Consider the following 22,838-nt stretch of genomic DNA (forward strand, 5'->3'; position numbering starts at 1 on the left):
CAGTTCCTCTTTAAAGTTTGTTTACAGACGAAAGGGTATCCTCGAATCAGGATACCCTTTTCATCTTATTCCTTTACTTCTGAAGGGAGCGCGTCGACTCTCTTACCTGAAAGATTATCCAGAAGCTCCTTCACATCAATCCCAGCAGATGCTTTTAAAGATTCTTGCATTGTTGCCATTAAATCAGTCGCATATGCTGATACTTTGTTTGCACCAGAGCTGCCGTTTCCGCCTGTATCGACAACTGTAATTTTTTCGATGTTGCCAAGCGGGCTTGCCACTTGTTTCGCATACTCAGGAAGCATCTCCAACACCATATCTAACATAGCTGCCTGGCCATACATATCATATGCTTCCGCAATCTTCCGCTTCGCCTCTGCCTCTGCTAAACCTTTCAAGCGGATGATTTCTGCTTCTGTTTCCCCTTTTGCTTTCTCAGCTTCCGCTTTAGCCAATCCATCGACACGAACTTTTTCGGCTTCTGCCTTCGCTTGTGACTCAATTCTGTATTGATTGGCATCGGCTTCTGCCATCTGTCTGCGTTTATTTGCTTCTGCTGACTGCTCCACTGCGTAACGGTCTGCATCGGCTTTCTTTTTCACTTCCGAATCATATTGCTTTTCTCTTCTTAGTATCTCTTTTTCTTCCAGTTCAATCTGCTTTTGTCTTTCAATGATGCGAATTTGCATTTCTTGCTCTGTTACATCTTGTTTAGAACGTGCAGTTTCCAAATCATATGCCTGGTCAGCACGAGCTTTCGCTATATCCTGGTCTCTTCTGAAATCAGCCATTTTCATCTGATTTTCCTTTTCCGCTTCTGCTATTTCAGTAGCCCGCTCCAATTCTGCCTTTTTCGCATCCTTATCTGCTTCTGCTCTTTTAATTCTTGTTTCTTTGTCTGCCTCAGCTGTAGCGATGTCTGCATCTCTTTTCACTTGGGCAATTCTAGGCTTACCAAGAGAATCTAAATAGCCGTTCTTATCTCTTACATCCTTTATTGTAAAGGAAACAATCATTAAGCCCATCTTTGCCAAATCTTGTGACGCAACCCGCTGCACTTCTTGAGAGAATTTATCTCTGTTTTTATAGATTTCTTCGACTGTCATACTCCCTAAAATCGAGCGAAGATGCCCTTCCAGCACTTCTCTTGCTTCATTTTCCCGATCTCCTTTTGATTTTCCAAGGAACTGCTCGGCTGCAGTTGCAATTTCGCCAATTGATCCGCCAATTTTTATAATAGCCGTACCATCAGCCATAACAGGAACACCTTGTTCTGTATAAACTTCTGGTGTGGATACATCTAGCTTACTTGACAGCAAGCTTAGCGGCTCTGACTGCTGAAACACAGGCAAAATAAATGTACCGCCGCCGCGAATAATCTTAATTTTATTTCCTGATTCATCTACATGAACATTTTTCGAACCTAGATAGCTGCCTGTAACGATAAGTGCTTCATCAGGCCCTGCTGTTTTATATTTAGCGATAAAAATACCTACTAACGCAATAAACAAAATAAGTACAATTCCGATAATAATCCAAATTTCTAGAGCAATTCCCATCATTGTTCCTCCTTCTTTCCCTTATGTTGTAAGTAAATCATTTCAGCCGTCATACGGGACGACATAGCAAATCCGGTCTCTCACCTCCACCACAATTGTTTCTGTTCCATTTTCGATAACTTCATTGTAAAAACTGGCCGCTGTCTTTGAAATATGTCCGCTTGTGCTTTCAATCATTATTTCCCCGAAACCATCCTTTGGAACTGCAGTTATTACTTTTCCGATTCTTCCCTTTAAAGACTCTTCATTGTACACGAGCGACTCCTCTGCAGAAGATAATGGAATTAATACAAAAAAGTGGAAGCAAATTGCCGCAATTAAGGCCGCTATCGCCGACAGTCCAAGAATTAACAGACTGTTCATACCACTATAGCGTTCTAATAAATATCCGCATGCTGACAAAATCGTCAAAAAGGAAAGCAATAATGTAGGATTAAGGATGCCGATATCTGCATGAATAATATCGGAAAAAAAGATGGAGAACAAAATGAGCACCGCTGAAATCACTAATACAGCGAGATAAATGGATATTATACTAACTCCGAATAGCTCCATTTAGCATCATTCACTTTCTAAAGTTTTATTTATAAAAAACACTCTCCCAAACTAAACCATTCACCACCTATCCTTTCTAAATGTTTTGATAACTTATTTACGAAGAAAGCGCGGAGAAGTTTCACTATTTATTAATTTTTTTAATCATTCACATTTTTATTATTTACTATCTTTCTAAATTACGATTATTAATCATCTTTTTTTGAAAATCTCATATTTTACTAATAAGGGAATTTTTAAATATTTATTGAACAATGCAAGTATGGAGGAAAAGATGAATCGATTAGAAAAACATGCAAACCAGGATCATAAAAAGGGGAAAAAAAAATTATACCTTATTAGCTGTGGTGTCTTACTTCTTCTTTTTATCGGCGGCTTTATTTTCACAGAGCTATTTTTTGCAGATAAGCCCAATGACCAAAACCTAGGAGACAAAGTAATCATTACCCTTCCAACTGGCAAAAAAGTATTTACTTATGAGAATCTGATTGTCGAGGAAAACGGAAAGCTATTATATAAAGGGGAACGAAACACCATTGATTTAACTGGCGGTGTTGTTGTTTACGAGGATTGGGATTAAACATGCACATGATTTAGGCTGGCCAGAAATTTGGCCAGCCTTATTCCATCTCTTAAGTCATTGAGTTACATGTTTAGCCAAAAGCGGCCGTCCATTACTCCAGATAACATCGACAGGAAAGGAGAAATACTCGCTTAAGCTAGAACTTGTCATAATTTCTTCCGTTTTTCCTTTAGCAAAAACAGTCCCCTCCTTCAAAAGCAATGTGGAAGAAAATACTGGCAAAATTTCTTCCAGATGATGTGTCACATAAATAATCGTCGGGGCCGCTTCCATTTGCGCCAAGGTTTGAATTGTTTCAAGCAATTGCTCTCTTGCTAAAAAATCAAGGCCGGTCGCCGGCTCATCAAGAATTACCAGCTCTGGGTCGAGCATAAGTGCACGGGCAATTAAAACACGCTGCTTCTCTCCTTGCGATAAGCTGGAGTATGCCCTGTCGGCATATTCATAACAGCCTAGCTCTCTAAGAAGGCGGATTGCTTTAGCCCTGACTTCATCTGTAGGTGTTTCATATAAACCGATGCTTGCATAAGCACCGCTCAAAATGATTTCATAGGCACTGTCTGATACATAAAGATTTTGCTGCAGCCTGCTCGATACAAGGCCGATTCTTTTTCTTAAATTAGCACCAAGCTCTGATGCACCGAATTCTTTGTCAAGCACAGTCAGCTTTCCGACTGTTGGATGATAATAAGCGCAAATCATATTAAGCAGCGCACTTTTTCCTGCTCCATTTAAGCCATATAGCACCCAATGCTCTCCGCGGTTAATTTCCCAATTAATATCCTTTAAAATCCATTTCCCATTCCTTTTAAGTCCAATACCTTCTGCCTTTACAACCATTAGTTTTCCCTCCCATTCCCATTTTACATGATAATCGGAATATTTGGATAATAATTCTTGTGAAAACTAAAAGCCCCCTAATGTATAGGGGGCCTTTAGTATGTATTTTGTTTGGATTAGCCTACTAGGCCTTCTTTTTTAAGAACTGCTTCCAAACCATCTACAGCTTCTGCTTCGTCTTCACCAGTAGCAGAAATAGTAATTTCTCCGCCTTTTGGTACACCAAGTGACATAACGCCCATGATGGATTTCAAGTTTACAGATTTGCCTTTATATGCAATTTGCATGTCTGATTTGAATTTGCTTGCAGTGCTTACTAATAATGTAGCTGGTCTTGCATGTATTCCAGTTTCATCAATAATAGTAAAAGTTTTTTCGCTCATAGTAAAATACCTCCAAATAAAAATATGTGTTACCTTTCTATTTTAGCTGATTTTCAATGTTAATACTAACTTTTTTTCTTTTCTTTTCCGTTCTTCTTCTATCTTTTGATAAAGTCAGAAAACTATTCATGTTTTTTTGCGTGTTTGGAAAGCTTATTGCTGGCCATCAAAAAAGGCCAGCCCGCTGTTTTTCTTTTCTGAAACCAGTTTCACAGCAAGGTCAAGAACTTCCTTTGCATTAAACTTTCCATAGTCCACCGTATTAATGATGGAAACAGGAATTTCTTTTTTGCTTGCCATTTTTGTAACATCACGGAGCAGAAACCGAACTTGCGGTCCAAGCAAAATAACATCTGCTTTATCTAAATGATGGTTGATCGCTTCAGCAGGAATCGCCCAGATAGTGCAATCTATATTATTGGTCTCTGCATATTTCTTCATTTTGCGCACAAGCAAGCTTGTAGACATGCCGACAGCACAGCATAATAATATTCTCATGATATCCTCACCCTTAACTCTCTTATGAAGGAAAAACAGCCTTAAATTCTGGAAAGCTTTTGCATTTCAGCATATGCTGAATAATGGCAGGACTGTCAAGAACATCTCCCAGCACGTCATACATTTTCTGAAAATCTCCTGTACTGTTCTTTTGAACACTTAACAGACAAACAAACTGAACATTCTTTCCGCCCCAGTCAATTGGCTTTTGCAATGTGCAAAAGGCCCAAAAAGTCTCCTCAGTCTGCGGCGTATTTGGATGCGGGATGGCGACTAAATTCCCAAAACATGTCGGTGACACTTTTTCGCGCTTTCTCACATTATCCATAAAGCTTTCGTCAATTAAGCCTAACTTCAAAAGCTCTGCCTCTAAAAAGGCAAATACCTCTTCCTTTTTATCAAAAGGCTGCTGTAAGAAGACTAACTCGCTTCTAATAGAAGAATCAGCTTTGTTTTTTGCCTTCTTAGAATATAATGCTCCATTGATTTTCTCAAAATCTCTGTCTCCAAGAATCGTATTTACTTCAATAACAGGAACAGGCACTTCTTCCTTAATGGGAATCGTGCTGATTATAAGGTCAATTTCTGCAAAATTGATTTCTTTCACCTTATAAAGCTCTGTTGTTCCGATCATTTCAAGTTCTGAGCTGTATTGAGACTTCAGCTTATAATAAAGCAGATTGGCACTTCCCACTCCTGATGCACAGACAATCATGCACCGTTTCTTTTTACTGCTGACTTTTTTTCTTTCCATTGCTGCTCCAAAGTGCAGAGCCAAAAAGGCAATTTCATTTTCGTGAATGTCATAGCCTAATTCCTTATTAATAACTCCTGCAGCCACAACTCCTGCTTCAAAAGGAATAGGATAATTAGATTTAATATCGTCTAACAACGGATTTCTCAAATTCATTTTATAACGAAATCTGTTAATCGCTGGCTTCAAATGCAAAGACAATCCTGTAAACAGCTCTCTGTCTTCTTTAATGCCGAGGTCCATCTTTTCGTCCGTTTCAGCGAGTATTTTTTTGGTCAAATCCATGATGCTTTCATCAATAAATTCAAGCACTTCCCCATCTGTTAGCTCATGATGAGTCAGCAATTTTGTGCCTAGAAGGTGGATGGCGATATAAGCAATTTCTGTTTCAGGAAATGCTACGTTAAGCTCTTCTTCAATTGTTCGAACAATTTTTTCAGAAACTGCATACTCTTTTTCCTTTAGTATTTCATTTTTTTCTTTCGGAATGGCGGAAATATAATTCCCTTCCCGTATACGCTTACAAGCAATTGCAATATGAACAACGAGATTATTCAAGCTAATGTCGGATAAGGTGATGCCAGCATCCCTGATTTCTTCGAGAATGATATTGCGAATAGCTGCTAACTCTTCATTTACTAAGAGGGCTGCTGGATCATATGTCAGCTCTGTCTGATCAAGCTTTCTATTAAATAGATATTCTGACATGCAAAAGCGAAGATTAACTTCATCCCCTTTTATTCTTAGTCCACTGTTTCCTGTCTTCTCGACTTTTAAATCATAAACTAAAAGAAGCTCTTTCACCTCTTTCAAGTCATTTTGGATCGTCGATTTGCTTATGAACAGCTCTTCTGCCAAGTCTTCCAGCTTTAAGTTTTTATCTGTCAGCAAAAGCCTGTTAATAATGTAGTGAACTCTTCCGCCTTTCAGCGTCGGAATAATATCGTCTTTTCCCTCATGAAAACTTTCTTGCAGAAATTTCCGAAAAAGCTGGTCACTTTCAATTACTAATTTATAGCCTTGTCCTCTCACAGATTTAATTTTCGCGCCATTTGCCGCTAGCAATGATTCCAGTTCCTTCATATCATTGCGTATGGTTCTTGATGTAACATGAAGCACTCTCGATAATTGTTCACTTGTTATTAGGTCCTCTGCAGCCATTAGCTGCTTTAAAAGATTTCCTGTGCGATTTTCTAGCATCTATTTCACCCCAGTATACTCTTTTCAATCGCTTGGGTTTACGATCTTTCAAGTTTGCTTTACCAATAAAACAATATTTCATCTACTTAACATACTAGCACTTTTCTCATATGTTCTCTATAAAAAAGGGGAAATAAACAATTGTCATGCTCTCTAAAAGAATAAACCAGAAGAGGGCTGCTGTTTGCTGCCCTCTATCGGCTTAAACTAATGTTTATTTTGCCGCAGCGATAAACTCAGTGAAAATCCGATTCATTCTTTCATTGGTGGAAGCCATCGACTCTGGATGCCATTGTATTCCTAATAAAAAATTACCATAATCCTTATGTTCAACTGCTTCAATAATGCCATCAGAGCTTTTTGCTGTCACGATCAATTCTTCTGCGAGCCTGTCTATTGCCTGATGATGGAGACTGTTGACTCTTTCCGACTCTACTCCCATTATTTCATAAAGTTTGCTGCTCGCATCAATGCTTGTCCAATGAGTATCTCTGCTGCGCTCTGCTGTTTGGGTATGCTGAATGCTGTCACTAACTTGGCTTGGAATATCCTGAAGCAATGTACCACCTAAAGCAACATTAAGTATCTGAACACCGCGGCAAATAGCCAGTATCGGCTTTTGTTTCTCCATCGCTGCTTTTATAAGCGCGAGTTCAACTTCATCTCTCAAGGGAATCGTGCTTGCCAATTTTTGATGTGGGTCTTGATGATAAAACTGAGGATCTACATCCTCTCCGCCGCTTAACAGAATCGCATCGCAATGATCGACCATCTCTTCTGCCAGCTCTGCGCTGACAAAAGGCAAAATGACCGGAAGTCCGCCATTTGCATGGATTGTTTTTTGATAATCATGATGAACATATGTCCCCTCCATAAATTTATTATGAAGGACATACGCACCTGTTATCCCGATTACAGGCCTGTTTGCCAAAGCTTCTCATCCCTTTCCAATAGTACAAATTAATTTTTTAATATTAAGACTATAGCAGTAAAAAAGGAATGTCAATGAAATATTACTGTATGAAAAAGAAGCATTGCTGCCAATGCTTCTTTCCTAGTTATGAAGATGTATTCCTCTTACCAGACAACTTTCCAGTTATGGTCGCATGTTGCCTTGACCGTTTTTCTTTCCGTAATATAATCAGCGATAAGCTCAGACATGTCAAACTGCACTTCTCTTAAAACAGGCTTATTCTGATACATGAAGTAGTTACCGCCCCCGCCGGCCCGATAATTATTCATAACTACTTCAAACTGTTCGTCTTTCTTTATATCCTTGCCTGCATATTGCAGCTTCGTGACTCTTTGTCCGACTGGCTTAGAAATATCTAATATATATTCAATTCCTTCCCACATATCATAATTATAATGCTGCGGTTTTGGATATAGATATGTCTTATTTACGGCTGGATTACCGTTTTCGTCGACTTCAAAGTATTTCGCGCTTTGCTCTAATGCATCCTTTATATCCTCGCCAGAGATGGCCAGAACCTTCAGCGTATTTGGATAAATGTAATTAGAAACAATGTCTCTCATTGTCACATTCGGCTTGAAGCCAGGTGAATCATTGTTGAACAGTGCTGTATTAGCGATTTTTACACCGGCTGCTTCCATTTGAACTTTATTAATAAATTCAATTAAAGGGCTGTCCGACAAGCGGGTTTCCATTGGATCACAGACAGTCATATCTCCGTCGATAAAGCCTATCGGTGTATCCAGCCATTGTTGTGTGCTTTGTTCATAGCTAGTAGCAAGCGCCAAAATGTCAGGATCTGCGTCGACTCCTTCTGTCGAAAGCAGCTCAGATTTCTTTGCTGCAAGCTCTCCATTTTCAGTGAACGTTAACGTGATTTTACCGACTAGCTGGCCATTGTTGCTTGCCTGAATAACTTCAATACCATTGATGTTGCCTGTCAGTGTTCTGTGCTGATGACCTGTTATCAGTACATCTAAATGTTGGATTTGTTCACACATGCTAAAGCCCTGGTTTTCCCCAGTAAGAGCTTCTGTCGGCTCTCCTGTGTCTATATCTTTTTCAAACCCGCCATGATAGGAAACAACGATGCAATTAGGCTGCTCTTCTGCTTTTATTTTCTCGACCCAATACTTTGCTTCTTCTAATGCATCATGAAAGCGAAGTCCGCTTATATTTGATGGATTTTCCCAATTTGGTATGTAATGTGTAGTAATGCCAAGTATTGCAATTTTGATATTGCCAGCGTTCTTGATTATGTATGGCTTGCCAAGAAAAGGTTGATTTGCCGTTTCATCGATTATGTTTGCACATAACCAAGGGAACTCTGACTCTGAGGCTGCTTTGCGGAGAATATCGAGTCCATAGTTAAATTCATGATTTCCTATAACTGCGCCATCATATTGGAGCTTATTTAATATTTGGATCATTGGGTTTTTTTTATCAGCCAATGCATGCACATAATGATAAGTTAATGGTGTTCCTTGAATTAAATCCCCATTGTCTATAACAATTGTATGCTCATTTTTCGCCCTTTCTTCTGCAAGAATAGCTGCTACTTTTCCGAGACCAACATTTGCCGGCTGGTTATTGCCATAAAGAAGAGGATAAATATTCCCGTGCACATCGCTAGTAAATAGTATTGTTACATTTGTATCTGTCAAATTTCTCCACTCCTATATCTTTAATCGTACACTCGCTTGCATGCTTTATTATAGTAGAAGAGTATCATTTTTTCTTTCTTTTTTTTCAGAAAATAGAATTCTATCTATTTAGTGCGATATTTCACAATAATATTTTCTGGAAAATAATAAACATTTGTCCATTCATTGTTCTTTCAAAAACGCCGACATAACTAGTTTTACAATAATTATCAGAATATTTCAATAGTTACTATTTACAAAAAAATAATAATTTTTTTATACAAAATTTTCACTATTTTACAATTTTATATGCTATATTTTTACATGTAATAACACATAACATCTTTCGGAGGTAAAATAATGTTCAAAAAAATTGCAACATTCGGTCTATCTTTGTCGTTAGCAGCAGGTGTTCTTGCTGGCTGTGGATCATCAAATGAAACTGGCTCAAACGCGTCAGAGGGATATGAACCAAAGGAATTAACCGTTCAGTTTGTTCCTTCTCAGAGTGCTGATACACTTGAAGCAAAAGCAAAACCGCTTGAAGATTTGCTATCTGATGAACTAGGCATTCCAGTGAAAGTAAGTGTTTCTACTAACTACAACACAATTATTGAAGCAATGGCTTCTAAACAAGTTGACGTTGGCTTCTTGCCTCCAACAGCTTATGTATTAGCTAAAGAAAAAGATGCTGCTGATGTAATTCTTCAAGCACAACGTAAAGGTATTAATGATGATGGTTCAGAAAAAGACGAATTGGTAGATTTCTATAAATCTATTTTCGTAGTGAAAAACGATTCTGGCATCGACTCCGTTGCTGATCTAAAAGACAAAAAAATCGCATTCCAAGATGTTACATCATCTGCTGGGTATGTATGGCCTGCGGCTACATTAATGGATAATGATCTTGACCCACTTAAAGATGTACAAGGTATTACAGTAAAAGGTCATGACCAAGCAATCATCTCTCTACTTAATGGTGATGTGGATGCTGCAGCTGTTTTCCAAGATGCTCGTAACATTGTAAAAGCAGATTTCCCAACTGTGTTTGAGGATACAAAGGTTATTTCTTTTACAGAGGAAATTCCTAACGATACAGTATCTGTACGCTCTGACATGACAGACGAATGGAAAAAGAAATTACAAGATGCATTTATTGCCATCGGTAAAAGTGATGAAGGCCATGAAATCATAAGAGAAATTTACACACATGAAGGATATGTTGTTTCTGATGACAGCAATTTCGATGTTGTACGTGAATATGCAGAAAAAGTAAAGACTGAATAGTATATATATTAGGACAAAAGTGCATGGATTTCTAAATGTTTAAAGAAAATTCTTTTACATACATGCAATTCAAGTTCTTTTAATCACTATAAATCTATTCAACCAACCATCTAGTAAAAATACTAGGTGGTTGGACTTATTTTCTCTACTAAGCATCGGAGTTAGTAAATTCCGTTGTTTAGTAGAAAAAAGAAGCTTGTTGTTTAGGTTCTTTTTCTAAAATTAAGAGAAAGTTGGTAGGCAATTGATACAGTTTAAAAATGTTACGAAAATTTATCCGAATGGTACAAAGGGTTTGAATAACATTAACATTACGATTGAAAAAGGTGAATTCGTTGTAATTGTCGGGCTTTCTGGTGCCGGAAAATCAACCTTCCTCCGTTCTATCAATCGTTTGCATGAAATTTCAGAAGGCGAAATTTTGATAGACGGCAAATCCATCACTGCAGCAAAAGGCTCCGGCCTCCGAAAAATCCGCCGTGATATCGGCATGATCTTCCAAAGCTTCAATCTTGTAAAACGCTCTACCGTATTAAAAAATGTACTATCCGGACGTGTTGGCTATCATAACACATTCCGAACGATTCTCGGGGCTTTTCCAAAAGATGATGTCGAACTTTCTTTAAACGCCTTAAATAGGGTTAATATTTTAGAAAAAGCTTATTCTCGTGCGGACGAGCTTTCAGGCGGACAGCAGCAGCGTGTCTCGATTGCACGCGCACTCGCACAAGAGGCGCAAGTAATATTAGCGGATGAACCGGTCGCATCCCTTGACCCATTAACAACAAAACAAGTAATGGACGACTTAAAGCGAATTAATGAAGAAGATGGCATTACAACAGTAGTTAACCTTCACTTTATTGATCTTGCCCGCGAGTATGCGACTAGAATTATCGGTTTAAGGGCAGGTGAAGTAGTCTTTGATGGACCTGTTGAAGCTGCCACAGATGAAGTGTTTGCAGAAATTTACGGCAGACCAATCAAAAAAGACGAGCTGTTAGGTGAACCAGTATGAGCATAAACGAACCGAACATTAATGAACCAAAAGCAGGGCTAAGAAATGCCCCAAAACCGCCTGCCAAAACAAAGATGATTTTCACGATCATTTTAGTAGTGGCTTTACTGTGGTGGAGCTCCTTTAAAACAGAATCTTCGATTGCTGACTTAACAATCGGTTTTCCTAACATGTTTGATTTGCTTGTACAAATGTGGCCGCCAAACTGGCATTATTTCGAGAACATATTAGAGCCGATGCTTGAAACAATCCGTATGGCTGTTATCGGCACCACTTTTGGAGCAATCATTGCTGTCCCGCTTGCATTGCTGTGTGCGAGCAATATTATCCGTAACTCATGGATAGTCTATCCATTCCGGTTTATCCTTAACTTAATCCGGACAATACCTGATCTGCTTCTTGCCAGTATATTTGTTGCTATTTTCGGTCTTGGTGCCCTTCCAGGTATTATCGCACTGTCTATATTTTCTATTGGTTTAGTTGCAAAGCTGCTGTATGAAGCTATCGAGTCTATTGACCCAGGTCCGCTTGAAGCGATGACAGCAGTAGGAGCAAATAAGGTGCAATGGGTGTTTTTTGGTGTTATTCCTCAAGTAACTGCTCATTTCACTTCCTATGTTTTATATACATTTGAAGTAAATGTCCGGGCTGCTGCCATCCTTGGACTGGTCGGCGCTGGTGGAATCGGGGAATATTACGATAAAACGCTTGGATTCCTTGAATACGATAAGACTGCTTCCATCATTATCATGACGTTAGTTGTTGTGTTAGTGATTGATTATATTAGCACGAAATTACGGGAGAAATTATTATGAGCCAACTATCCACTAAAGTTAATAAGCCAAAGAAAAAATACCTTTTTAGGACAGTCATTTTTATCTTGCTCGCATTAGTGTATATTTGGGCTTTTGCCGGCATGCCTGTAAATGATATTAAAGAAACAGCAGGACAAATCTCAAAAGCAATTTTTTCCGGAATCTTTCATCCTGATTGGGATTATGTATATTTGCCTGAAGGCGAGGATTTATTGCGCGGCCTTCTGGATACATTAGCTATTGCCATTCTTGGTACCTTTATTTCTGGAATTCTTTGTGTTCCCTTCGCCTTCTGGGCAGCAAACAATATGAGCAAAGGCAAAGCAATTACATCCTCAGGAAAATTCGTGCTGAGCTTTATCCGTACCTTCCCTGAAATTGTTATGGCTATTCTGTTCATCAAGGCAGTAGGCCCTGGCTCTTTTGCTGGTGTTCTTGCATTAGGATTGCACTCCATCGGAATGCTCGGAAAACTGTTCTCAGAAGAAATCGAAAGTCTTGATATGGGTCCGACTGAAGCATTAACAGCGACAGGTGCAAACCGCATGCAAGTATTGTGGTTCGCTGTGCTTCCACAAGTATTGCCTGGATTTTTATCCTATACTTTATATCGATTTGAAATTAACATTCGTGCTGCTGCCATCCTTGGTGTCATTGGGGCAGGCGGTATCGGTACACCTTTGATTTTCGCGTTAAATTCAAGGGATTGGGACAGAGTTGGAATCATCTTGTTAGGAATTATCGTAATGGTTACCATTATCGACGCCATTTCCAGTTTTTTGCGCAAAAGAATTATTTAATTGGAAAAACCAGCAGTACATGAAGGTGTCTGCTGGTTTTTTACATCTAACAGATGTTAAATTTTTTGTATATTGTTACAATATACTTATTATCCAATAAAGGAGTGCAATAGGATGAAAAAACAAAAACTGCTTATCACTCGCCAAATAGAGGATAACTTAGTGAAACAAATTCAAGAAGCAATACCTGATTGGGATATTATTATGACAAACGAGCCGGAGCAATGGAAGCTACATGTGCAAGATACAACGATCATACTTGGCTGGAGAAAATTCTTTGAAGACAGTAGCATGAATGCTCTTGATGAGCTGAAATGGGTTCAAACATGGAGTGCTGGTGTTAACTCCCTTCCGTTAAAAGATTTAGAAGGAAAAGACATCACGATAACAAGCGCGAATGGCGTTCATAGCTTTCCTATTTCCGAGACTGTTTTCGCACTGATGCTGTCATTAACCCGCAATATACATACTTATATTAAAAACCAAGTAAAGAAAAAGTGGGACGGAGCAGATATTAAGCTAGAGATGCATGGCAAAACAGTTGGTGTAATCGGAGTCGGAGCAATCGGAAAAGAAACAGCTAAATTAGCAAAAGCTTTTGGTATGAAAGTTATCGGTATCCGCCATTCAGGTAAACCAGAGAACTATGTTGATGAGATGTACACAACAGATATGCTTAATGAAGTTCTGCCTGAATGTGACTACGTTGTTATCACGCTTCCCCTAACAGAGGATACTTACCATCTGTTTACAAAAGAGCAGTTTCAACTTATGAAAAACAGTGCCTTCCTTATCAATATTGGAAGAGGAGAAATCATTAAAGAGGCTGACTTGGCAGCCGCTCTTTCTGCAGGAGAAATTTTAGGAGCCGGCCTGGATGTATTTGAGAAAGAACCATTAGAAGAGTCGAGCTCTTTATGGGAAATGGATAATGTCATCATTACTCCACACACTTCCGGTTCCACAGAGCATTATGATAAACGAGTAGTCGAAGATATATTCATCCCGAACTTAAAAAGATTCCTTGCTGAAAAGAAATTAGAAATCAATGTTGTAGATTACAAGAAAGGCTATTAAGTATACGAAAAGGAGCTTTCATTTTGGAAAGCTCCTTTTCTTATTTATCCGAAGTTTTTTCGGTATTCCTTTTGTTTATGGTAGCGCATGAAGTGCAGCACTATTTTTTGAATAAGGAAACCAAAACCTAATAGTATGACAAGCAGCAATGTAATTGTCGCTCCTGGTGGAGTTCCTAATTGATAGGATGAGAAAAGACCAGTGAAAATACTGAACAAGGCGATAAGGATTGCCACGATGAACACCATTTTAAAACCCTTTGCGAGCTTGATTGCAAACGCAGCTGGCAATACAAGCAATGCGGACACTAACAGCACACCGATTGTTGGAATAATCACCGAAATCGCAATTCCTGTTAAAATACTGAATGATATCGATAATAGATTTGTATTCACACCACTAGCTGTTGCTGTATCTTGATCGAACGTCATTAAATACATAGACCGTTTAAAAATGATGAAAAATAGCAATATAATAACAGTTACTGCAGCCAACACAAGAACTTGCTGCTCGCTGATTGTGATGATGCTTCCGAACAAGTACTGATCCATGCTCGTCGACATTCCCCCGCTTGAAATACTCATTAAAAAGAGGGCAAAGGATAAACCTGCAGCCATCAAAATAGCAACAGAAACCTCTGAATAAGAGTGATATGCCCGTCTCATATATTCAATTCCTAAAGCACCTGCCACAACAACAAGAATGCTTGAGAAAGTCAGATTAGTGTGAAAGAAATAGCCGATTGCCACACCCGCCAACGAGATATGGGACAAAGTGTCTGCCATCAGGGCCTGTCTTCTTAACACAAGAAACACACCAATAATCGGTGCAATGATAGCAATTAATCCGCCTGCCCAAAATGCTCTTTGCATGAATTCAAGGTCAAACATCTCCATCCTCCCTTCTCTCCTTTCTCAATATGAATTATTTTATCTAAGTAGCTTTCTACTTCGTCCTGCTCATGTGTTACCATCACGACAGTTCGGTTATGGGATACAACTTGATGCCTCATAAACTCATAAAAACCTTTGCGGCTTTCAGCATCCATACCTGTCGTCGGTTCATCTAATACGAGCAAATCCGGCTCTGATGCCAGTACTCTAGCAATAATGATTTTCTGTTTTTGACCGCCAGATAAATCTCCTACCTTTTTATTACGGTGCTCCCACATGCCGACCATTTCCAATGCAACTTGGACTGCCTTATGGTCATTTTCTTGAAGCCGCTTATACCATTTCTTTTTTTGGTATCTTCCAGAGCGAACAAGTTCTAAGACCGTGCTCGGAAAGCCGACATTAAAAGATGATATTTGCTGCGGAACATAGCCGACCGTCAATTTTTTCCCTTGACTGTTCTGTTTGCTTAAAACAACATTTCCACTCCAAGGCTTCAACAAGCCAAGTATTAGCTTTAACAGCGTCGATTTGCTCGCACCATTCGGGCCGGTGATTCCGACAAACTCTCCGCTTTCTAAGTCGAAAGAAACATCTTCTAATGAGGGCAGATGTTCATAACCAAATGTTATATTTCTAATAGAAGCAAGTGCCATCTCAATCTCCCCTTTCGTTTTTTATTATCTATTTAACTATCCTCTTTTTCACATAGAAAGCGTATGTGATGACATGCTTCACATACGCCTTAATGATTATAGCATATCTTTACTCAAAAAGAGATTTTTTCAGCTGCTCTAAGTTATCTTCCATAACTGTAATATAATTCTCACCAGCTTTTTGCTGCTCATCACTCAAACCTTCTAATGCATTCAATACTTCTGTGTCAGCCCCAAGCTCTTTTGCAAGAGTATCAGCCACTTTGCTAGAAGTGAGCTCTTCAAAATAAATCACTTTTATCTTATGGTCTTGGGCATAAGTTTTAAGCTCTGCTAATTTGGCAGCACTTGGTTCCTCACTAGGAGAAATCCCTGAAATCGGCACTTGAACAAGTCCATATTCTTTTGCCAAGTATGAAAATGCTGTATGCTGTGTAATAAATTCATTTGACGTTTTATCTGCTAACTCTGTTTTGTATTTCTCATCAAGTGCTTTCAGCTGTTCGATATACTCGCTGCTTTTTGTTTCATAGTACTCTTTATTATCTGGATCTGCCTTGACGATTGCATCCGTAATTGTTTGGACTTCGTGCTGCGCTAAAACTGGACTTAGCCAAACATGGGGATCAGCTTCATGGCTATGCTCATGTTCATGTTCTTCTTCTTCATGTCCTTCTTCTTCATGTTCATGCTCTTCTTCTTCACCATCCATCAATTCAATGCCTTTACTTGCTTCAACAACAGATACTTTGTCATTATTGATGCTTGCTTCAATATCAGCAACCCACGTTTCCATATCATCACTGTTATAAACAAATAAATCTGCATTTTGGATGTTACCGATATCCTTTGGAGTTGGCTCCCAATCATGTGGTTCAATAGTCGATGGAATCAGCAGCTCAACATCTGCTTTATCACCGGCTACATTCTTCGTAAACTCATACATTGGATAAAAAGTAGTGATAATTTTCAGCTTGTCGCTGTCTTTCTCTTCACTCGTTTCTCCATTGCCATTGCTGCATCCTGCCGCGATAACAAGGACAATTAGCGACATAATCAGTATTTTATATGTATTTAACATTATATCTGCTCCTTTTCTTTCATTATGATCTGTGATTATTTCGGATTGATTACGATTTATAAGTGATTATAAAACATGTAAACTATAAATATAAAAGATTATTTCAAATCAGAACGATTACGATTATTGATTTTAAACTATATGGATGAATAAATCAATAGTTTTTTATAAACTAATTAACTCTTTTCTGTCTGTTATGATCATTCTTGCCATTTTTAAAATTTTCAAACAATATTTGAATATTGCTTAAAAATAAGGGTATATACTTAATGAAGAATAAAAAGCATTACCCAATGATTTTAACCACCGAGTAATGCTTTCTATTAATAGTTCAAATTAGATACGTACTACTCTTCCGTTGAAAACAGATTTCCAGTAGCTGTTAGACATAGAAACAATTTCAACACCGTTAGAGCTTTGAGATCCGATGAACTTGCCACCGCCGATATAGATACCTACATGGCCGTCCTTTTTGTAAGTATCAAAGAATACTAAATCTCCAGGTTGAATATCGCTGTAAGAAACTTGTGTTCCGTAGTTTTTCAATGCATCAGTGCTTGCAGGGATGCTGTATCCGCCTTGAGAGTAAGCCCAGCTTACGAATGCAGAACAGTCAAACAATCCATTTGCAATATCAGAAGCAGTTCTTCCGCCACCGAATTTATATGTTGAGTTTCCAATATATTTATAGCCTGCAGTAATTACAGCAGATTTTCCACCTGTTGCTTTTTGTTCACTTGAACTGCTTTTCTTTGCTGTAGATGTGCTTTTCTTAGCAGAAGAGCTTGAGCTTGAGCTAGAGCTAGAGCTCGAATCAGAACTTGAGCTTGAAGTTGCTTGAGTTGTTGTACTGATTAAATTGTCTAAATCCTCTTGTTTTTTCTCTTTAATCATTTTCTTGATTTCTTCTTCTTTAGCTGCAAGAGAATTATCTTCCTTTTCAAGCTCTGCTTTAGCCGCTTCATTTTCTTTTTGCTTCTCTTCTAATTCAGCTTTCGCTTTTTCATTTTCCTCTTGTTTAGCAAGGTTTTGCTTTTGCATTTCTTCCAAATCTAATTGCATATCTTTTAAGCCTGATAGCTTTTCTTCAACGCTTGATTGCTTTTTCTCTAAATCTTGTTTATCTGCTTCATTGCTTTGGATAAGATCTTTGTCCGCTTCCATGATTGTTGCAACAGCACCAACGCGGTCAACAAACTCTTTGAAGCTAGCAGATCCTAGCAAAACATCGATATAATCAACGCTTCCGCCATTCTCTTGATATGTGCGAGCACGCTCTTTTAAAATTTCATTGCGTTGTTCAATTCTGTTTTGAAGGTCTTTAATTTCTTTTTCTAATGAAGCAATTTCTTCTTTCGTGCTTTTAATATCTTTTTCTGTCTTTTCAATTTGCTCTTTATTATCTTCAACGGCACTGTCTACACGTTTGATTTGTGCATTTAAGTCAGCAAGCTTCTCTTGCGCTTCAATAATTTTATACTCAGCATCAGAAATTTTATCCTGTAATGCAGTACGCTCACTTGCAATAGATGCAGATGTTTCTGCTTTTGCGCTGATTGCCGGAATACCTAAGCTTCCAAGTCCAAGCATAATTGTTGTGTTTAAAACTACTAATTTCTTTTTTAACATTTCATTTTCCCCCTGCACTGGTCTAATGTACGTTCTATTATTATCTGTCTAGTAATTTATGTAGTTAGTAAAGTTTATGGGGTTACCCCATCATTATATTAGGAAAGGCCCATTTTTGTAAGCCGTTCGATTAGTTTTCGACGAAACTTCTATTCTTTGTACAACTTTCGCCAACAATTAGTAGTATAGCATCACATTTTGTCATTTAAGTAATAGGAATGTTACAGTTATATTTCAATTTTATATTAATCTAGTAATTTTCTTGAAATACAGTACCTAAAATAGCATGGATTGAAATCTATCCTAGTAAAAGCTTAAAATAATAGTACGCTTTTTTGTGGACAGTCTGCAACCTATATTAGGTTATGTCACATAAACGTAACACTTTGCACATTTTAATAACTAGTAAGGCAGGGACTATAATGAAAAAAACAGTAATAATAGGCGCTGGAATTCTAGGAGCGTCTGTTGGCTATGAATTAGCTAAGCAAGGTGCGCAAGTAACTATTGTGGACAGAGAGGATTCTGGACAGGCAACAAAAGCTGCAGCGGGAATTATTTGTCCATGGATATCACAGCGACGCAACAAGCGTTGGTACAGGCTTGCGATGGAGGGAGCCAGATATTATCCCGCTTTAGTGGAAGAGCTGCAGGCGAGCGGGGAATTTAACACAGGCTATAAAAAAGTCGGGGCTATCAGCCCGCACAATAATATAGACAAACTAGAAGCGATGGTAAAAAGAACTTTAAAACGCAAAGAAGATGCACCAGAAATCGGAGATGTTACGATTCTATCAGAACAAGAATCAAAGAGGCTCTTCCCTCCTTTAGCGGACGGCTACCAGTCTGTTTATGTGAGCGGTGCTGCCAGAGTTGATGGCTGGGCATTAAGAAACTCTCTGCTATCTGCTGCTCAAAAACTAGATGCGATATTTCTTCAAACAGATTGCAGCTTGCTAATGGAAAACGGCACTGTTATCGGCATTAAAACAGCACATGAAACAATTCTGGCAGATGAAGTTATTATTACTGCCGGCGTATGGGCGAATGAGCTTCTTCAGCCATTAAAGCTGGCAATTGACTTAAGCTTTCAAAAGGGTCAGATTATTCACTTGCAAATGCCTGAAGTAAACAGCGACGATTGGCCTGTTGTAATGCCGCCACATGATCAGTATATCCTTTCCTTAAATGGGAACCGCATTGTAATTGGAGCAACCCATGAAAATGATGAAGCCCTTGATTACAGGCTGACAATGGGCGGCATGAAAGAGATAATGGAAAAAGCGCTATTGTTTGCTCCAGGACTGTTAAACAGTACATTTTTGGAAGCAAAAGTAGGTTTTAGGCCATTCACCGCAGATTTTTTGCCTATTTTCGGAAGAATTCCTGGGCAGGACAGTGTTATTTTCGCAAACGGTCTAGGTGCATCAGGACTAACAATGGGACCTTATCTCGGCCAGCAGCTTGCTAAGCTTGCTTTAGATAAAGAGCTGGATATCCCCGCAGCAGATTACGCGTTGGATGAATTTATCAGTGAAAAATAAAATGCTGACCCAAATAATTGGGTCAGCATTTTTGTTATTTATACACTGGTATTTCCAATTTCAGCGTATAAGAGTTTAACAGACTGTATAGATTATGAATTTGGGTTACTTGTTTTGACGCCCAGCCGATATCTGTTGCATACTGATGTGTTGCATTCCCAGTGCTTTCTGCAGCGCCCGGATTCCATCTCATTTTGTAAAGCGTATCCTGTCCTGCATTAATATATCCTTGTGCGATAAACTTAGCTCCACCAATGATTGCTGCTTCAGGTGTAAACCAGCCTGCATTGTATGCATATTGAGCACCACTTGAAATTGCACTGCCATCATATGCGCCAATTCCATACATATTATAAACAGTTTTGCCGTTCACTTGGACACCTTTCGCTAATGTAGATGAACCATTGCCAGTTTCCAGCAAGGCGTGAGAAATTAAGTAAATTTCGTTCACACCATAAGCATTCGCTGCCGTGATAAACGAGGAAGCTTTTCCAGCCAAAACCCCTTTCCCCGCAAGAATGCGTTCATTCACTTCTGCGTCATTAATGTCAGCTTTAGCCGACAGTTTAAGAAACTGCATGGACTGCACAGTGGTGTTAAGGAAATTATTTGGATCCAAATAATACGTAGTATCTTCTTTGCTTGCATTTACCCATGATTGTGTGCTGTTTACTTTATACCAATAATAACCGTCCGAACCCTTCACTTTTGAAGTGACTGTCAGCACTTGACCGTTTTGAACAGAATTGACGACCTGGTATTCTGTACCTGCACCGCCTCTTAATCTCCATCCGCTTCCTAAAACAGTTCCTTTTGTCGAATCAGAGGATTTAAAGGCAATAGCATCTTCTCTTATATAGACATTGTAAACCTTATCGGTTTGCGGGTTTGCCTTCATTTGGATATCAGCCATTTCATTCAATGTCATATCATAGTTTACGTATGTCTTAACTGTATCCCCAATGCTCACACCTGGAGTTTCCGCTTGTTTAGTCGTTAAATAGGAACTGCTGACATAGCCTTCTTGACCATTAGCAGTCACCTTTGCCCAGCCATCTGCTTCTGAGTAGACAATGACCGCTGTACCTGCTGCTAATTTTGCAACAACCGCTCCAGAAGTAGATGGCTTGCTGCGCATATTTAGACTTGATCCTTGGTCGACATTTACATACTTTGTTGTTCCTTGCTCACCGTTGCCAGTGCTTGTATCAGTACCGGTACCTGTATCAGGTTTAGACTCAGAGCCAGTGCTGTCATCCAATTTGCTTGCAGATAAATAACTGCTGCTAACATAGCCAGTCTTGCCGCCTGCTGTCACCTTTGCCCAGCCGTTTGCTTCAGAAATAACCGTAACAGCTGTCCCTCTTGCAAGCTTGGACACTACACTTCCGCTTGTGCTGGCACTTGAACGCATATTCAGCGTTGAATTTTTATCCACATTCACATACTTTGTTACAGCTGTTTCTTTGTCTGTGTCTGTATTGCCGGAGTTGCCATTGTTGCTGCTTTGACTGTCTGGGTTTGATGAGGACAAATAGCTTGTACTCACATAGCCTGTTTTCCCGCCTGCTGTAATTTTCGCCCAGCCCTTTGCTTCAGAAGTTACTGTCACCTTTGTCCCTCTTGCAAGCTTGGACACTACACTTGCACTTGTGCTGGCGCTTGAACGCATATTTAACGTTGAATTTTTATCCACATTCACATACTTTGTTACAGCTGTTTCTTTGCCTGTATCTGTATTGCCGGAGTTGCCATTGTTGCTGCTTTGACTGTCTGGGTTTGATGAGGACAAATAGCTTATACTCACATAGCCTGTTTTGCCGCCTGCTGTAATTTTCGCCCAGCCCTTTGCTTCAGAAGTTACTGTCACCTTTGTCCCTCTTGCAAGCTTGGACACTACACTTGCACTTGTGCTGGCGCTTGAACGCATATTCAACGTTGAATTTTTATCCACATTCACATACTTTGTTACAGCTGTTTCTTTGCCTGTATCTGTATTGCCGGAGTTGCCATTGTTGCTGCTTTGACTGTCTGGGTTTGATGAGGACAAATAGCTTGTACTCACATAGCCTGTTTTGCCGCCTGCTGTAATTTTCGCCCAGCCGTTTGCTTCAGAAGTTACTGTCACCTTTGTCCCTCTTGCAAGCTTGGACACTACACTTGCGCTTGTGCTGGCGCTAGAACGCATATTTAATGAGGAACCCTTTGTAACATTTACATATTTCGTTGTAGTTTTCACAACATTGGTTGAACCACTGTCAGCAGTAGATGTTGAAGGTTTTGTTTTTGATAGATATTGTGTGGAAACATATCCTTCTTTTCCATAAACGTTTATTTTTGTCCAGCCATTAGAATCTCCGTAAGATGTTACCGCCACTCCCCTGGCAAGCTTCACGATTACAGACCCGCTGTTTGAAGCCTTGTTTCTCATGTTTAAGCTTGAACCTTGGTCAACATTGACATACATCGTAGTTGTTTTTGCTTCAGCAGCTGTGTTTGGTTTGGAAGAAGAGCTTTCCGAAGAATTATCCTTTACTGCTGTTACCTTGTCAGCTAAATACTTAGAAGCTACGTATCCTTCCTTTCCGTTCACTTTTATTTTTGACCAGCCATTAGATGTTGAGGAAACTTCCACACTAGTGTTCACTTTTATTTTTGTAACAACAGACGAAGAAGTATTCGGTGCGCTTCGCACATTCAGAGTAGAATTTTGATCAATAGACACATATTTTATGTAGTTACTAGTTTTTTCAGAAAGATAGGCAGTGCTTACATAGCCAGTCTTCCCATCAACAGATATTTTTGCCCATCCATTGCTTTCAGACAGAACAGTTACTTCTTTTCCTTTTTTTAACGTTGTTACTACAGCCGCGCTAGATGACGCGCTTTTTCTCACATTAAGGGAAGAGTTGCTTTCTACATTGACATACTTTACAACAGCCTCATTTGACGCTGCTTGTGCTTCTTGAATAAGGACAGGTGCTGATAATGCCGTAAAAAACACACCTGGCACAATTACTTTTTTCATCCTAAAACCTCCTTATTACTAGAAT

Annotated in this window: 20 protein-coding genes; 7 read left to right on the top strand and 13 right to left on the bottom strand. The window is 39.1% G+C overall.

All coding sequences use genetic code 11. The features are described 5' to 3' along the window. Window positions 1-65: 65 nt before the first annotated feature. The gene (locus tag M3600_RS01530) at window positions 66-1,553 is read right to left on the bottom strand and encodes a flotillin lipid rafts scaffold protein FloT (protein WP_251644692.1); all 1,488 of its coding nucleotides are present in this window, start codon (window positions 1,551-1,553) and stop codon (window positions 66-68) included. A 48-nt stretch (window positions 1,554-1,601) separates the two neighbouring features. Beyond that, window positions 1,602-2,114, bottom strand: a complete 513-nt coding sequence (locus M3600_RS01535) for an NfeD family membrane protein (RefSeq protein WP_251644629.1) — start codon at window positions 2,112-2,114, stop codon at window positions 1,602-1,604. Between the two features lie 274 nt (window positions 2,115-2,388). On the opposite strand from M3600_RS01535, the gene M3600_RS01540 reads away from it, so the two are divergent. Next, window positions 2,389-2,694 (top strand): hypothetical protein, encoded by a 306-nt coding sequence (locus tag M3600_RS01540; RefSeq protein WP_233314679.1) that lies wholly within the window; start codon window positions 2,389-2,391, stop codon window positions 2,692-2,694. A 57-nt stretch (window positions 2,695-2,751) separates the two neighbouring features. Here the strand turns inward: M3600_RS01540 and M3600_RS01545 are convergent, their stop codons facing one another. The 6 genes from M3600_RS01545 to M3600_RS01570 form a co-directional block, all read right to left on the bottom strand. Then, on the bottom strand, window positions 2,752-3,537 hold the full coding sequence (locus M3600_RS01545) for an ABC transporter ATP-binding protein (RefSeq protein WP_251644630.1): 786 nt from the start codon (window positions 3,535-3,537) through the stop codon (window positions 2,752-2,754). 116 nt (window positions 3,538-3,653) lie between these two features. Continuing rightward, window positions 3,654-3,920 (bottom strand): phosphocarrier protein HPr, encoded by a 267-nt coding sequence (locus M3600_RS01550; RefSeq protein ID WP_233314681.1) that lies wholly within the window; start codon window positions 3,918-3,920, stop codon window positions 3,654-3,656. Window positions 3,921-4,073: 153 nt separating this feature from the next. After that, on the bottom strand, window positions 4,074-4,418 hold the full coding sequence (locus M3600_RS01555) for a PTS sugar transporter subunit IIB (RefSeq protein WP_251644631.1): 345 nt from the start codon (window positions 4,416-4,418) through the stop codon (window positions 4,074-4,076). Window positions 4,419-4,440: 22 nt separating this feature from the next. Further along, the gene (locus tag M3600_RS01560; RefSeq protein ID WP_251644632.1) at window positions 4,441-6,372 is read right to left on the bottom strand and encodes a BglG family transcription antiterminator; all 1,932 of its coding nucleotides are present in this window, start codon (window positions 6,370-6,372) and stop codon (window positions 4,441-4,443) included. A gap of 214 nt (window positions 6,373-6,586) precedes the next feature. Continuing rightward, a complete protein-coding gene (locus M3600_RS01565) occupies window positions 6,587-7,303 on the bottom strand; it encodes a gamma-glutamyl-gamma-aminobutyrate hydrolase family protein (protein WP_233314684.1) in 717 nt (238 codons plus the stop codon). Between the two features lie 146 nt (window positions 7,304-7,449). Further along, on the bottom strand, window positions 7,450-9,009 hold the full coding sequence (locus M3600_RS01570; RefSeq protein WP_251644633.1) for a bifunctional metallophosphatase/5'-nucleotidase: 1,560 nt from the start codon (window positions 9,007-9,009) through the stop codon (window positions 7,450-7,452). A gap of 339 nt (window positions 9,010-9,348) precedes the next feature. Here M3600_RS01570 and M3600_RS01575 point away from each other — a divergent pair, with 339 nt between their 5' ends. The 5 genes from M3600_RS01575 to M3600_RS01595 all read left to right on the top strand — a co-directional run bounded on the left by M3600_RS01575 (window position 9,349) and on the right by M3600_RS01595 (window position 13,982). Continuing rightward, on the top strand, window positions 9,349-10,275 hold the full coding sequence (locus M3600_RS01575; RefSeq protein ID WP_233314686.1) for a phosphate/phosphite/phosphonate ABC transporter substrate-binding protein: 927 nt from the start codon (window positions 9,349-9,351) through the stop codon (window positions 10,273-10,275). A 244-nt stretch (window positions 10,276-10,519) separates the two neighbouring features. Further along, entirely contained in the window at window positions 10,520-11,290 is a 771-nt protein-coding gene (gene phnC / locus M3600_RS01580) for a phosphonate ABC transporter ATP-binding protein (protein ID WP_233314687.1), read from the top strand. Further along, the gene (phnE, locus tag M3600_RS01585) at window positions 11,287-12,105 is read left to right on the top strand and encodes a phosphonate ABC transporter, permease protein PhnE (RefSeq protein WP_237941124.1); all 819 of its coding nucleotides are present in this window, start codon (window positions 11,287-11,289) and stop codon (window positions 12,103-12,105) included. The genes phnC and phnE (M3600_RS01585) overlap by 4 nt, the downstream gene beginning before the upstream one ends. Further along, window positions 12,102-12,905 carry a phosphonate ABC transporter, permease protein PhnE gene (gene phnE, locus M3600_RS01590; RefSeq protein ID WP_237941123.1) on the top strand — a complete coding sequence of 268 codons (804 nt, stop codon included), beginning with the start codon at window positions 12,102-12,104 and terminating at the stop codon, window positions 12,903-12,905. Before phnE (M3600_RS01585) ends, phnE (M3600_RS01590) begins: the two co-directional genes overlap by 4 nt. A gap of 114 nt (window positions 12,906-13,019) precedes the next feature. Continuing rightward, the gene (locus tag M3600_RS01595; protein ID WP_251644634.1) at window positions 13,020-13,982 is read left to right on the top strand and encodes a D-2-hydroxyacid dehydrogenase; all 963 of its coding nucleotides are present in this window, start codon (window positions 13,020-13,022) and stop codon (window positions 13,980-13,982) included. A 44-nt stretch (window positions 13,983-14,026) separates the two neighbouring features. On the opposite strand, the gene M3600_RS01600 is transcribed toward M3600_RS01595, so the two are convergent. The 4 genes from M3600_RS01600 to M3600_RS01615 all read right to left on the bottom strand — a co-directional run bounded on the left by M3600_RS01600 (window position 14,027) and on the right by M3600_RS01615 (window position 18,241). Next, entirely contained in the window at window positions 14,027-14,878 is an 852-nt protein-coding gene (locus M3600_RS01600) for a metal ABC transporter permease (protein ID WP_233314691.1), read from the bottom strand. After that, the gene (locus tag M3600_RS01605) at window positions 14,824-15,531 is read right to left on the bottom strand and encodes a metal ABC transporter ATP-binding protein (protein WP_233314692.1); all 708 of its coding nucleotides are present in this window, start codon (window positions 15,529-15,531) and stop codon (window positions 14,824-14,826) included. Before M3600_RS01605 ends, M3600_RS01600 begins: the two co-directional genes overlap by 55 nt. A gap of 109 nt (window positions 15,532-15,640) precedes the next feature. Beyond that, window positions 15,641-16,612, bottom strand: a complete 972-nt coding sequence (locus M3600_RS01610) for a metal ABC transporter substrate-binding protein (protein ID WP_251644635.1) — start codon at window positions 16,610-16,612, stop codon at window positions 15,641-15,643. 336 nt (window positions 16,613-16,948) lie between these two features. Next, window positions 16,949-18,241: a coiled-coil domain-containing protein gene (locus M3600_RS01615; RefSeq protein WP_251644636.1), complete on the bottom strand. Its 1,293-nt coding sequence runs from the start codon at window positions 18,239-18,241 to the stop codon at window positions 16,949-16,951. 422 nt (window positions 18,242-18,663) lie between these two features. Here M3600_RS01615 and M3600_RS01620 point away from each other — a divergent pair, with 422 nt between their 5' ends. Beyond that, window positions 18,664-19,785 (top strand): NAD(P)/FAD-dependent oxidoreductase, encoded by a 1,122-nt coding sequence (locus M3600_RS01620; protein ID WP_233314695.1) that lies wholly within the window; start codon window positions 18,664-18,666, stop codon window positions 19,783-19,785. Window positions 19,786-19,819: 34 nt separating this feature from the next. Here the strand turns inward: M3600_RS01620 and M3600_RS01625 are convergent, their stop codons facing one another. Beyond that, window positions 19,820-22,813: an SH3 domain-containing protein gene (locus tag M3600_RS01625; protein ID WP_237941118.1), complete on the bottom strand. Its 2,994-nt coding sequence runs from the start codon at window positions 22,811-22,813 to the stop codon at window positions 19,820-19,822. Between the last annotated feature and the right edge of the window lie 25 nt (window positions 22,814-22,838).

The organism is Niallia sp. MER 6, from assembly GCF_023714395.1.
Classification (GTDB): Bacteria; Bacillota; Bacilli; order Bacillales; family Cytobacillaceae; genus Niallia.